The sequence below is a fragment of the Marmoricola sp. OAE513 genome (assembly GCF_040546585.1).
Taxonomy (GTDB): Bacteria; Actinomycetota; Actinomycetes; order Propionibacteriales; family Nocardioidaceae; genus Marmoricola.
Window position 1 is genome coordinate 2,193,004 of record NZ_JBEPOC010000001.1, and the last position, 13,111, is coordinate 2,206,114.

The following is a 13,111-nucleotide window of genomic DNA, read 5'->3' on the forward strand; positions in this document are numbered from 1 at the left end:
GTGCACCCCACGGACGGGGTGTCACCGGACCGTGTGTCCGAACAGGAAGGAATCCCATGCACCTCATTCCCAGATCCCTCTCTGCGCGCGCCCAGGTCGTGGCCTGCGCGGTCGCAGTGTCCGTCGCGCTCAGCGTGGCTCCCGCCGTGGTCTCTACCGCGGGGGCCGTCCAGGCAGCGTCCGGCGTGAAGAGCGCCGACTGCTCCTCGGCCGAGACCGCCCTGACCCAGGCCCAGCGCCAGCAGGCGGTCGCCAAGCACAAGGTCGTGAAGGCCAAGAAGGCTGTGAAGAAGGCCAAGAAGGCGACGTCCCACCGGGCCGCCAAGGTGAAGAAGGCCAAGAAGGTCCTCGCCAAGGCGCGTGCGAGGTACGACGCCGCGACCAAGGCCGTCTCCTACCGCAAGGACCGTGCCCGGTACGCGTGTGCGTCGCCGACCTCGAGCACGAAGGCGGAGGGCATCGGAAAGAAGATCAGCCTGCTCGGTCTCGGCAACGGCCTGGACCTCGGGACGCTCGACCAGACCGGACTCACCGCGCTCCTCGAGCAGCTGCTGCCGGGCGTCACCGACAACCTCAGCCCCGCACAGCTCGCCGCGCTGCTGGCCGGGTTCAACGGCGGCACCGACCTCGACCCGGTGGACGCGCTCGCCCTGCTGACCGGTGTGCTGTCCCCGGACGCGATCACCGACCTTCTCGGTGGTGAGGCCTCGCCGGACGCCATCGCCGACCTGATCGAGGACGTCATCGGTCAGCTCAGCGGCTTGGCCGGCGACTTCCCGATCCCGACCGATTTCGACCCGACGGGCTTGTGGGACACCTTCGCCGGCATCTTCGGCACCCTCAGTGCCGACCAGCTCGGTTCGCTGCTCACGCTGCTGACGTCGGCCTTCGGTGGTGCAGGTGAGTCGTTCGACGTCGACCAGCTGACCGACCTGATCGACGCCCTGGTCCCCGGGATCAGTGAGTCCTTCGACGAGGACCAGCTCGCCGCGATGCTCGGCGGACTCAACAGCGACGGCATCGGCGCGGAGACCCTGGCCAACCTGCTCGGCGGCCGGTTCTCGCCGGCGCAGCTGCAGCAGGTCATGGCCGGGACGGCGGGACAGGCCCTGCTCGGTTCGGTGATCACGCAGGTGATGGCCCAGCTCGGCACGGCCGGTGCCGGCGGGCTCGAGCTGCCGGGTCCGTTGGGTGCGGGCCAGGTCGCAAGCCTGATCTCGACCGTGACGAGCCTCGTCACCGGGCTGGTCGGCGGTGGCGAGGTGCTGCCGGTCGTCTGCGGACTGATCCCGATCCCCGTGCTCTGCCTCTGATGCACCGGGAGTGACCCCGGACTTCCGGGACCCCTTCGGAGAAAGGGTTCCGGAAGTCCGGGACAACCGCGGTCCGGATTACTACGCTTCGTCCGTGAGTACGCGGGTGTCCAGCAGCCACGCCCCGCTGGTCGGGCGCCTCGCCGAGGTCGCCGAGGTCGAGCGGCTGCTCGCACCGGGAAGGGTGCTGACCCTCACCGGAGTCGGCGGCGCCGGGAAGACGCGGATCGCGCGTCGCCTGACCGCTGCAACGGGTGCGGGTTACCCGGGGTCGTGGGTCGTCGAGCTCGCGGACTTCGTCGACGACGAGCTGCTGGGCGAGCTGGTCGCCGGTGCGCTCGACCTGCAGGTTCCCCCGGGGAACTGGGACGGCTCCGTCCTCGCCGCCTACTTCGCCGACCGCCCCGGTCTGCTCGTCCTGGACAACTGCGAGCACCTGGTCGACGCCGTCGCGTTGCTGGCTGCCCAGCTGCTCGGTGCCTGCCCCGGCCTCACGTTGCTCGCCACCAGCAGGATCCCCCTCGGCATCTCGGCAGAGACCGTGTACCAGGTCCCACCGATGTCGCCCTCCGACTCGTCCGCCCTGTACGAGCAGCGCGCGACCGAGGCGATGGCGGCGTTCCGTCTGACCGAGAGCAACGCTCCTGCCGTCGAGGCCCTGGTCGCCCGTCTCGACGGCGTCCCGCTGTCGATCGAGCTCGCCGCGGCCCGGGTGCGGCTGCTGGGCCCCGATGCCCTGCTGGGTCGGCTCGAGGACCGGTTCGACGCGCTGCAGTCCGACCTGCGCGACGTACCGGCGCGCCAGCGTTCGCTGGCGGCGTCCGTCGGCTGGAGCTACGAGCTGTGCCGACCGGAGGAGCGCGAGCTGTGGAACAGGCTCTCGGTGTTCAGCGGCGGCTTCGAGCTCGAAGCCGCTGAGAGCATCTGCTCGGGTGCCGGCATCGAGGAGACCGAGGTCCTGGGTCTGCTGGCCGCCCTGGTCGACATGTCGGTGGTCGCCCGGGTCGGCGAGACCGGATCGCGCTTCCGGATGCTCGAGCCGATCCGCCAGTACGGCGCGGAGCGCCTCGACGTCGCGGGTGGCACCGCGCCGTGGCGCGCCCGGCACCTGGCCTGGTACGCCGATCTCGTCGACCGGCTCGACGCCGCCTGGTTCGGACCGGACCAGCTCGTCTGGATGGACCGGTTGCGCGCCGAGCACCCGAACCTGCGGCTCGCGCTGGAGCACGCCCTCTCCGACGCATCGACCGCGCCGGTCGCCCTGCGCATGTGCCGGGGCCTCGAGCCGCTCTGGGTCTGCGGTGGTCACCTCGGCGAGGCTCGTCGCCTGATCGAGCGTGCGGTCGCGCTGACCCCGGGGGAGCGGGACGAGAAGGTGAAGGCGCTCCGCCTGTGTGCGTGGTTCGGAGCCCTCCAGCTCGACCTCGGGTACGCCAGCGACCGGGTCCGGGAGGCCTCCGAGCTCCTCGAGGGCGGTGACGACCTCGTCCAGGGCTACTTCCTCTTCGCCGACGGCGTGGTCGCGACCTGGGCCGAGGACTTCGCCCGGGGCGTCGACCGGATGACGGCGAGCCGCGCGGCGTTCGAGCGAGCGGGTCACCTGCCCGGCGTGCTCGAGGCGACGCTGAACACGGCGATCGCCCACGTCTTCGCTGCCGACTACGACCAGGCCGGCGAGCTTGCCCGGACCTGCCTGGCGCTGACCGAGCCGCTGGGCGAGTCGTACGTCGACGCGTACGCACGGTGGGTTCTCGGACTGACGGCGCTGATGTCGGGCGATCTCGACGCAGCAGTCGACCTCTGCCGTGACGCGCTCCTCCGGTCCACGTCGCTGGGGGACCGGCTCGCCACGGTGCTGGAGCTCGAGACCCTCGGCTGGACGGCGGCGATCCAGTTCGACGTCGAGCACGCGGTCCTCGTGCTGGGCGGGGCGCAGGCGCTCTGGCGGATGCTGAACATGCCCGCGGAACCACCGGGGATCGCCGCGTTCCGCGCGACCGGGGAACCGGAGATCCGTGCGGTGCTGGGAGATGCGGCGTACGAGACCGGCTACGCGCGCGGCCTCGCGATGGACCCCGTGGAGGTCGTCGACCTGGCTCTCGGCAAGCGTGAGCCGCAGGCCGTGAAGCCGAGGTCAGGCCCGCTGAGCCGACGCGAGACCGAGGTCGCGGCGCTGGTCGCCGAGGGGATGAGCAACCGCGACATCGCCGAGGCGCTCTTCCTGTCCGAGCGCACCGCGCAGGGCCACGTGCAGAGCATCCTGCGCAAGCTCGACTTCCGGTCTCGCTCCCAGATCGCCGTCTGGTTCGTCGGCCAGCAGGCGTCGCAGCCTCACGCCGACTGAGCCAGCACCCGTGCGCGCGGGTAGTCGGGGGACTGCGACCATGGACCGGTGTCGACGTCCCCGGGTCACCCTGCCGCTGCCCCGGCGCGGACGGCGTACACCGTGTGGGCCGTGGCGCTCGGCGTGTACATGCTGGCGGTGTTCCACCGCTCCTCCCTGGCGGTCGCCGGTCTCGCCGCCACCGAGCGGTTCGACATCTCCGCTGCGCAGCTGGCGTCGTTCACGATGCTGCAGCTGCTCGTGTACGCCGGCATGCAGATCCCGGTCGGGCTGCTGGTCGACCGCTTCGGGCCGCGGGCGGTGCTCGCCACCGGTGCTGTCACGCTGACCCTGGCGCAGACCGGCTTCGCCTTCGCCGACACCTATCCGCTCGCGTTGGTGGCGCGGGTGTTCGTCGGCATCGGCGACGCGATGACCTTCATCTGCGTGCTGCGCCTGGTGAACACCTGGTTCGCGCCTCGGCGCATCCCGGTGATGGTCCAGGTGACCGGTGTCCTCGGCCAGCTCGGTGCGATCATCGCCGCGGTTCCGATGACGTGGGCGTTCAGCAACATCGGCTGGACCAAGGCGTACCTCTCGGCCGCCTCGCTCGGGATCGTCATGACCGCGGCCCTGCTTCTCACGGTGCGCGACACCCCGGGGGAGAAGCACCTGCGCGGGCCGAGGATGAACCTGACGGCGATCCGCAGCAGCCTCGCCGAGTCCTGGGAGCACCCCGGCACCCGGCTCGGCTTCTGGATGCACTTCTGCACCCAGTTCAGCGCCACGGTGCTGGGGCTGCTCTGGGGCTTCCCGTTCCTGGTGAAGGGCGAAGGCGTCAGCGAGGCGACCGCGGGCGTGCTGCTGACCGTGATGGTGGTGGCGATCATGGCGACCGGTCCGCTCCTCGGCTGGCTGATCACCATCCGGCCGTGGCACCGCTCGACGCTGGTGCTCGCGGTGGTCGCGACCATCATGGCGACCTGGACCGTCGTGCTCGCGTGGAGCGGGCCGGCGCCGCTCTGGCTGCTGGTCGTCCTGGTGATCATCACCGGGATCGGCGGACCAGCGTCGGTGATCGGGTTCGACCTGGCCCGGACCTCGAACCCGCCGCACCGGTTGGCCAGCGCCACCGGGATCATCAACCAGGCGGGCTTCGTCGCCAGCCTGGTGCTGGTGATCGCGATCGGGCTGATCCTGGACTGGCGCACGCCGGGCAGCTCGACCGACTACACCCCGGACGCGTTCCGGTGGGCGATGAGCTTCCAGTACGTGCTCTGGACGATCGGGGTCGTGCAGATCTGGCGCTACCGCCGCCGCGCTCGCGAGCGGCTCCGGCGCGACGACCCCGACCTGTGGAGAGAGCAGTCGCGCTCCCTCTAAGCCTCGGCCTCAGTACGCTCGGGCACATGTCTCGTCGCGCTCGTGCTGCCCTGGTCGCCCTGGCCGCCGTCCTCCTGTTGTTCGGGACGGCTGCGTGCGGCGGCGACGACAAGAAGAAGGCCGAGCCCGGGTCCACCGCGTCGTCGTCCGTGACGCCGACGGCGACCGCGCTGCCGAGCGGACTGCCCACGGACTTCCCGTTCACGCCGGGTGGTGCGGCGAGCGGCGTCCCGTCGGACTTCCCGGACGAGGTCCCACTGCTGGACGGCCAGGTCAGCCTCCCCCTGGGAGCGGGCAGCGGCGTGGAGGGGTCCAAGGGCTGGGTGCTCGAGATCAAGGTCTCGAAGGACCTCGATGCGTGCTTCGCTGAGGCGGAGAAGGCGCTGGTCGAGGCTGGCTTCACCAAGCAGCCCGGCGAGATCATCGAGGGCAAGAACCACCAGGCGCAGTTCACCAAGCCGGGCTACGCCGTGATCATCTCGACCAGCCCGAACGACGACGGCTCCTGCCGTCTCGGCTACGAGGTCGGCCAGGTCGCGGGGTAATTCCTCTCGCTACCCTCCTCTCGTGAGCGGAGACCTGAACATCCCTGAAGCGCCGGCGATCGACGGTGCCGTGCACCTGCACTCGGGGAAGGTCCGGGACCTCTACCGGATGACCGAGGGCCCGTACGCCGGACGCCTGCTCATGGTCGCCAGCGACCGCATCTCCGCCTACGACTACGTCCTCGACAGCACCATCCCGGACAAGGGCGCGATCCTGACCCGGATGTCGTTGTGGTGGTTCGAGCAGCTCGCCGACCTCGCCCCGAACCACATCGTCTCGACCGACGTCCCCGACGTCGTGCGGGATCGTGCGGTCTACTGCGAGGAGCTCGCGATGTACCCGGTCGAGTGCGTCGCGCGCGGGTACCTGACCGGTTCGGGTCTCCTCGACTACAACGCCACCGGTGAGGTGTGCGGGATCGCGCTGCCGGCTGGGCTCGAGGACGGCAGCCGCCTCCCCGCGGCCATCTTCACCCCGGCGAGCAAGGCCCAGGTGGGCGACCACGACGAGAACGTCTCCTACGACGCAGTTGTCGCTGCGGTCGGTGCCGACACCGCCGCGGCACTGCGCGAGCTGACCCTGGCGATCTACCGCCGGGCCGACGACATCGCCCGCGAGCGTGGCATCATCCTGGCCGACACGAAGTTCGAGTTCGGTTCGCGGGTCCCGACAGGCTCGACCACCGGGGAGATCGTGCTGGCCGACGAGGTCCTCACCCCGGACTCCAGTCGCTACTGGCCGGCCGCCGAGTGGCTGCCGGGCCGCGCGCAACCGTCGTACGACAAGCAGATCGTGCGGAACTGGCTCACCTCTGCCGAGAGCGGGTGGGACAAGGCGTCGGGAGAGCGACCGCCGGCGCTGCCGCAGAGCGTCATCGACCACACCCGTGCGCGGTACGTCGAGGCGTACGAGATCCTCACCGGCGAGAAGTTCTGAGGAGGCGGGGTCCGGATGAGCGCTGACCCGACCTCTTTCCCCGTCCCGGCGGAGGTGGCCTTCGACTTCCTCGTCGACCCCGCGAACCGACCGCTCTGGCAGTCGTCCCTGCGTCGGGTCGAGCAGGTACGCCCCGAGGTCCCGTCCGTCGGGCAGACCTGGATCGACGTCACGTCCCCGGGGCTGAGACCGGCGATGGAGACGACGGTCCTCGACCGACCGCACACCTGGACCGAGCGCGGCACCTGGCGCGGTGTCACTGCCGAGCTCACGCTGACCTTCGAGGAGACGGCTGTCGGCTGCGAGGTGCGCGCCGAGGCCGTCGTCCGTGCGCCACTGGTGGGCCGGGTGGTCACGGCGGTGGCGCCGTACGCGATCCGGTCGGACCTGAAGAGGGCCGCGCGGATCCTTCTCGGTCGTGCCTCGGGCCAGTAGGTTGGCCGCATGCTGAATCTGTCGATCCTGCTCGAGGACTCCGCCCGCAACCACCCCGACCGCGACGCCCTGGTGCTGGGTGACACCCGGCTGACCTACGCCCAGGTGAACGGCGCCGCGAACCAGGTCGCGAACCTGCTCGTCGAGCGCGGGATCAAGCCCGGTGACAAGGTCGCCCTGAGCTGCCCGAACCTGCCCTACTTCCCGATCGTCTACTACGGCATCCTCAAGGCCGGCGCGGTCGTCGTCCCGCTGAACGTCCTGCTCAAGGGTCGCGAGGTGGCCTACCACCTCGGCGATGCGGACGTGAAGGCGTACTTCTGCTTCCAGGGCACCCCCGACCTCGCAATCGGCGCCGAAGGCCATGCCGGATTCCTCGCTGCCCAAGCCGACGGCAAGGGCCTCGAGCACTTCTTCATGATCATGGCCGACCCGTCGGCTCCGTCCTCGATCGAGGGCACCGAGACGCTCGGTGAGGCGCTCGCCGGCAAGTCGCCGGTCTTCGACGCGGTGGTCACCGAGCCGAGCGACACCGCGATCATCCTGTTCACCTCGGGCACCACGGGCCAGGCCAAGGGCGCCGAGCTCAGCCACTCGAACACGATGATGAACGTGCTGACGATGAACCGGCTCTTCGGCAACCTGCCGGCCAGCGACACCCACGTGCTCACCCTGCCGCTGTTCCACACCTTCGGTGCGACGGTCCAGATGCACGCCGGCTTCGCCTCGGCGGCGACCCTGCTGCTGGTCCCACGCTTCGACGCCGAGCAGGTGATCGGCCTGATGCAGAAGGAGGACGTCACCTTCTTCGCCGGCGTCCCGACGATGTGGTGGGGGCTGCTCGCAGCTCTCGATGCCGCCGGGGGCAGCGTCGACGTCGAGCGGATCGCGCGCAACCTGCGGATCGGCGCATCGGGTGGGGCGAGCCTGCCCGTCGAGATCATCACCCAGGTCAAGGACAAGCTCGGCGTGACCATCCTCGAGGGCTACGGGCTCTCGGAGACCTCGCCGGTCGCGACCTTCAGCGACCCCGACCAGGACCCTCGCCCCGGTTCGATCGGCGTCCCGATCTGGGGGGTCGAGGTCAAGCTGATCGACGACGACTGGAACGAGGTCACCGAGACCGGGGAGATCGGCGAGATCGCGATCAAGGGTCACAACATCATGAAGGGCTACTACGGTCGCCCCGAGGCGACCGCCGAGGCGATCAAGGACGGCTGGTTCCGCTCCGGCGACCTCGCCCGGCGCGACGAGGACGGTTTCTACTACATCGTCGACCGGTCCAAGGACATGATCATCCGCGGCGGGTTCAACGTGTACCCGCGCGAGATCGAAGAGGTCCTGATGACCCACCCGGACGTCTCGCTGGCCGCCGTCGTCGGCGTCCCGCACGAGTCGCACGGCGAGGAGGTGAGGGCGTTCGTGATCCGCAACGCCGGCGCTGCCGTCACCGAGGAGGAGCTCGTCGCCTGGGGCAAGGACCAGATGGCCAACTACAAGTACCCGCGCATCGTGACCTTCGTCGACGCCCTGCCGATGACCGCGACGGGCAAGATCCTCAAACGCGAGCTGGTCGACTGACCGGGGTTCCCGGAGACCCTTCGGGACGCCGAATTCGTCACATTACCCACGGGGATTGAGCCCAACCGGTCATACGGCTTGGAAGTTCCACTTAGGCTCTTGCGCGTGTCCTGGGACTCCGAGCACGTCCCCCAGCACCGGGGACGGCACAAGGCGACCCGACCCGACCAGGTCGGGCGGGCACTGAAGCGTGCGCTGCTGGCGACCCTCGGCCCGGCCGTGGTGCTCGGGATCGGCGCGTTCGTCCTGGTCAAGGTCGCCTCGCGGAAGACCATCGACCTGTTCCTCGACCCCGACCAGCTGATGATGCTGGTGCTCGCCATCGGGATCGTCTGGCTGATGTGGGTCGTCTTCATCCTCCGCACCTACGCCCGCAACCGGGCCGACGTGGTCAGCTCGGCCGCGCGGCTCGGTGGCGCGTTCCTCGTGGTCGTCATGTGCGGTGCGGTCACCGCCCCGATGGCGTACGCCGGCTACGTCGCCGCGGTGCAGCGCGACCTGATCCTCAAGGTGTTCCCCGACGACGGCGGCAGTGCCACGACGCCCGACGTCACCAAGGAGAACCCCTGGGGCAACCGCAAGCGGGTCAACGTGCTGCTGCTCGGTGGCGACGGCTCGATCCACCGGCCCGGTGTGCGCACCGACTCGGTGATGCTGGCGAGCATCAACACCAAGACCGGCAAGACGGTCCTGTTCAGCCTGCCGCGCAACCTGCAGAACGTGCCGTTCCAGCCGGGTTCGAAGCTGGCCGAGCTCTACCCGAACGGCTTCACCGACGGCACCCCGAACAACGCCGAGTTCTTCCTCAACGCGGTCTACCGCAACGTGCCCGCGGTGCACCCGGGCGTCCTCGGGAAGACCGCGAACGAGGGAGCCGACGCGATCAAGCTGGCCGTCGCCGGCGCGCTCGGCATCCCGGTCGACTACTACGTGCTGGTCAACCTGTCCGGCTTCTCGAAGCTCGTCGACGCGATGGGCGGCATCACCGTCAACATCAACGAGCGGGTGCCGATCGGCGGCAACACCGACGCGCACATCCTCCCGGACGACTACCTGGAGCCCGGTCCGAACCAGCGGCTCAACGGCTTCAACGCGCTCTGGTACACCCGCGGTCGCTACGGCTCCACGGACTACAAGCGGATGGAGCGGCAGCGCTGCGCGATCAACGCGATCGCCGCCGAGGCGAGTCCGACGAAGATGCTCACCCGCTACACCAAGCTGGCCAAGGCCTCCAAGCAGATCGTGCGCACCGACATCCCGCAGGAGCTGCTCTCCGCGTTCGTCGACCTCGCCACCCTGGTCAAGGGCAAGCCGATGAAGTCCGTCGGTTTCGAGCGCAGCGCCGACTTCGACCCGAACGCCCCGGACTTCGAGTTCGTGCACGCCGCCGTCAAGGCCGCGCTGCGTCCGGCGAAGAAGGCGGCCGGGACCCCGACCGGTACGCCGACGAACGGCACCGCCAACACGAGCAAGTCGCCGAGCAAGGGCAGCAACACCAAGGACGACTGCGCCTACAACCCGAGCACGAACACGGCCGGTTAGCAGCTCGGGAACTCGGTAGTCTGGCGACGCCCGTCCACCTCAGCCAGGAGTCCCGATGACGTCTCCGTACCTGCTCAGCTTCTCCACGGTCGTCCCGGCGTCGCTCGACGCCGCCTTCACCGGCGTGCTGGACGCTCCGCTGGAGACCTTGTTCACCGAGCGCGCCGGCGTGATCCCACCGATCAAGGAGTGCACGGGGCAGGACGGCGGCTGGGACGCCGTCGGCAAGACCCGGACCGTCGTGCTGCAGGACGGCTCGAGCAACCTGGAGACGCTCGTCGAGTACTCCCGCCCGGGCAGCTACCGCTACCAGCTCAGCGACTTCACCGGTCCGATGAAGGCCCTGGTCGCCAAGGTCGAGGGGCAGTTCACCTTCGTCCCCGAGGGCGACGCGACCCGGGTGACCTGGAGCTGGAAGATCCACCCCACCAATCCGTTGGCGCGGCAGGTGCTGCCGGTGGTCGGTTTCTTCTGGCGCCGGTACGCCGCCGGGATGTGGCCGCGGTACGCGGCCAGCCTTACCTGACCCGGTCGTCGAGCTGTCGAGACGCGGCGTCGGTCCCGCTCGGAGTGCCTCTAGACTGAGCGCGTCGTCTTCCCGCATCCCAGGAGTTGCCCCGTGGCCCGTGTCGTCGTCGACGTCATGCCCAAGCCCGAGATCCTCGACCCCCAGGGCAAGGCCGTTCTCGGCGCTCTGCCACGGCTCGGGTTCGACGGAGTCACCGAAGTCCGTCAGGGCAAGCGCTTCGAGCTCGAGATCGAGGGTGAGATCACGGACGCGCGCCTCGCCGAGATCAACGAGATGGCCGAGAAGCTGCTCTCCAACCCGGTGATCGAGGACTACGCAGTGTCGGTCCAGGCATGAAGGTCGGAGTCGTCACCTTCCCCGGTTCCCTCGACGACGCCGACGCGCGTCGTGCGGTTCGCCTGGGCGGCAACGAGGCCGTTGCGCTGTGGCACGGTGACCACGACCTGAAGGGCGTGGACGCGGTCCTGCTTCCTGGCGGGTTCTCCTACGGCGACTACCTGCGCTGCGGCGCGATCGCCCGCTTCGCGCCCGTGATGACCGAGGTCATCGACGCGGCCAAGGGTGGGATGCCGGTGCTCGGCATCTGCAACGGCTTCCAGATCCTCTGCGAGTCGCACCTGCTCCCCGGCGCGCTGATCCGCAACGACCACCGCAAGTTCGGGTGCCTCGACCAGACCCTGGTCATCGAGAACAACAGGACCGCCTGGACCTCGTCGTACGAGGTCGGCCAGGAGGTCACCATCGTGCTCAAGAACGGTGAGGGATCCTTCGTCGCCGACGAGAAGACCCTGGACATGCTCGAGGCCGAAGGTCGGGTCGTCGCCCGGTACGTCGGCAACCCGAACGGCTCGCAGCGTGCGATCGCCGGGATCAGCAACGAGGCGGGCAACGTCGTCGGTCTGATGCCGCACCCCGAGCACGCGATCGAGGATCTGTGCGGTCCCGGCACCGACGGGCTCGGCTTCTTCACCTCGCTGGGCTCAGTGTCCGTCTGACCGGGTCTCGACAGTCTCGACCACCGGGCCGGCTCGACTACCGGGCTACCAGATGCCCTTCCCCAGCGAGGTCCAGGTCAGCCTGGCGATGATGCCCTCGGTCGGCTTGATCCCGTTCTTGCGCTGGTACGCCGCCGCCGCCCTCTGGGTGGCGGCGTCGTAGATCCCGGTCACCTTCAGCTTCGCGCTGGTCGCGGCGTTCAGGGCACGCTGCGCCCGGATGACGTCGGCCCCGCGCACACCCGGCTTCAGCGTCTTGCGCGCGCTTCCGGCGGAGTGGATCGCCACCCAGTCGGAGCGGGTGAACTTCTTCTTCACCGGGTGCTTCACCTTCGCCTGGAAGGCGGCCACTGCCTTGGTGGTCTTCGAGCCCCAGTGCCCGCTGACCGCTCCGGGGTAGAAGCCGCGCTGCTTGAGCAGGCACTGCATCGGGATGATCATGTCCGGTCGGGTGGTCGGCGTGGGTGACCGGTAGGAGGTGCGGTTGATCGAGGCCGTCGTGCACTTCGGGTCGTAGGACGTCGAGCCCTCCGGCGTGGTGACCGGTGGGGGAGTCGTCGCCTGGTTGCGGAGGTCGAGGTAGTTGCGGTCGATGTTGATGGTGACGCCGCCCCACTTCTCGTTGTGGCCTCCCTGGTACTGGTGGATTCGAGCCCCCGGCCAGCCGTCGGACCGGATGTAGGTCGACTTCACGTCGGCCTTGTTGTTCCAGTCCGCGATCCAGATCTGGTCGGGCAGGGCGATCCGGTTGCCGGGCGTCACGCGAGCATCGTCGAGGACCTTCATCCCCGAGGCCGCGCTGGAGTACACGCCCGAGACGTAGCCGAGGCTGTGCAGCTGGTTGGTCCACGCCGCGAGGAACCACAGCGAGGACCACTTGCAGCTGGCGATCTTGGGGTTGAACGCCTCGAGGTCGTAGTAGATCGTGCTCTTCGGGACGATCCCCAGACGCTGGGCGGCGGCCACTGCGATCTTCGCCTCGGACCGTCCCTGGGCTCGCGCCTTGGCGTAGTCATCGGTGGAGCTCGAGCTGATCTTGTTCTTCTGGTAGCGGTCCCGGGTGGTGCAGGAGGCCTGGGCGCCGAGGTGGATCGGCAGCAGCTTCCAGCCGGCTGCCAGCTGGGTGGAGACCCAGGTCGGCGTCAGGTAGGTCTGCTTCTGGCAGTACCGCAGCGAGCCCGAGATGTAGATGCCGGCGGCGCGGAACGGCGAGCTCTTCCGCCAGGCGGTCATCTTCGCCTGGCTCGGGGCCTCGCACTGGTCGAACCCGTACCCGGTGAAGTTGCCCGGCGTGATCGGGTTGGTCGCCGACGCGGTGTTCTCGGGGTCGGGCCGGAAGGTGGTCACCGCGACGATCGCGCCGGCGGCGACCAGGGTCGAGACCAGCAGCGCGGTCACCGCGCGGCGCACGCGCCTCGGTGCGGTGTCGCGAGCTGGGCCGAGAGGGGCTGTGTCATGAGGGGAAGGCAAGACGGCTCTCCTAGGGTATTCAGAAGACGATAACCTCATCCGTCACTTCAGTCACAGT

At 69.3% G+C, this 13,111-nt stretch carries 12 protein-coding genes; 11 read left to right on the forward strand and 1 reads right to left on the reverse strand.

All coding sequences use genetic code 11. The features are described 5' to 3' along the window. Positions 1–56: 56 nt before the first annotated feature. The 11 genes from ABIE44_RS11000 to purQ all read left to right on the forward strand — a co-directional run bounded on the left by ABIE44_RS11000 (position 57) and on the right by purQ (position 11,583). On the forward strand, positions 57–1,313 hold the full coding sequence (locus ABIE44_RS11000; protein WP_209718156.1) for a hypothetical protein: 1,257 nt from the start codon (positions 57–59) through the stop codon (positions 1,311–1,313). Positions 1,314–1,407: 94 nt separating this feature from the next. Beyond that, a complete protein-coding gene (locus tag ABIE44_RS11005; RefSeq protein ID WP_354438006.1) occupies positions 1,408–3,657 on the forward strand; it encodes an ATP-binding protein in 2,250 nt (749 codons plus the stop codon). A 48-nt stretch (positions 3,658–3,705) separates the two neighbouring features. Then, positions 3,706–5,019, forward strand: coding sequence for an MFS transporter (locus ABIE44_RS11010; protein ID WP_354438007.1), 1,314 nt, complete (start codon positions 3,706–3,708; stop codon positions 5,017–5,019). 26 nt (positions 5,020–5,045) lie between these two features. Then, a complete protein-coding gene (locus ABIE44_RS11015; RefSeq protein WP_209718153.1) occupies positions 5,046–5,564 on the forward strand; it encodes a hypothetical protein in 519 nt (172 codons plus the stop codon). A 22-nt stretch (positions 5,565–5,586) separates the two neighbouring features. Further along, positions 5,587–6,501, forward strand: a complete 915-nt coding sequence (locus ABIE44_RS11020; protein ID WP_354438008.1) for a phosphoribosylaminoimidazolesuccinocarboxamide synthase — start codon at positions 5,587–5,589, stop codon at positions 6,499–6,501. Positions 6,502–6,516: 15 nt separating this feature from the next. Beyond that, positions 6,517–6,936: an SRPBCC family protein gene (locus ABIE44_RS11025; protein WP_209718149.1), complete on the forward strand. Its 420-nt coding sequence runs from the start codon at positions 6,517–6,519 to the stop codon at positions 6,934–6,936. A gap of 9 nt (positions 6,937–6,945) precedes the next feature. Next, positions 6,946–8,517: a long-chain-fatty-acid--CoA ligase gene (locus ABIE44_RS11030; RefSeq protein ID WP_209718146.1), complete on the forward strand. Its 1,572-nt coding sequence runs from the start codon at positions 6,946–6,948 to the stop codon at positions 8,515–8,517. 105 nt (positions 8,518–8,622) lie between these two features. Further along, the gene (locus ABIE44_RS11035) at positions 8,623–10,059 is read left to right on the forward strand and encodes an LCP family protein (protein WP_209718143.1); all 1,437 of its coding nucleotides are present in this window, start codon (positions 8,623–8,625) and stop codon (positions 10,057–10,059) included. Positions 10,060–10,114: 55 nt separating this feature from the next. Then, entirely contained in the window at positions 10,115–10,585 is a 471-nt protein-coding gene (locus tag ABIE44_RS11040) for an SRPBCC family protein (protein ID WP_209718139.1), read from the forward strand. A 93-nt stretch (positions 10,586–10,678) separates the two neighbouring features. Then, the gene (purS, locus tag ABIE44_RS11045) at positions 10,679–10,924 is read left to right on the forward strand and encodes a phosphoribosylformylglycinamidine synthase subunit PurS (RefSeq protein ID WP_209718135.1); all 246 of its coding nucleotides are present in this window, start codon (positions 10,679–10,681) and stop codon (positions 10,922–10,924) included. Beyond that, positions 10,921–11,583: a phosphoribosylformylglycinamidine synthase subunit PurQ gene (gene purQ, locus ABIE44_RS11050; RefSeq protein WP_209718120.1), complete on the forward strand. Its 663-nt coding sequence runs from the start codon at positions 10,921–10,923 to the stop codon at positions 11,581–11,583. Before purS ends, purQ begins: the two co-directional genes overlap by 4 nt. 45 nt (positions 11,584–11,628) lie before the next feature. On the opposite strand, the gene ABIE44_RS11055 is transcribed toward purQ, so the two are convergent. Continuing rightward, positions 11,629–12,993, reverse strand: coding sequence for a glycoside hydrolase domain-containing protein (locus ABIE44_RS11055; RefSeq protein ID WP_209718117.1), 1,365 nt, complete (start codon positions 12,991–12,993; stop codon positions 11,629–11,631). Between the last annotated feature and the right edge of the window lie 118 nt (positions 12,994–13,111).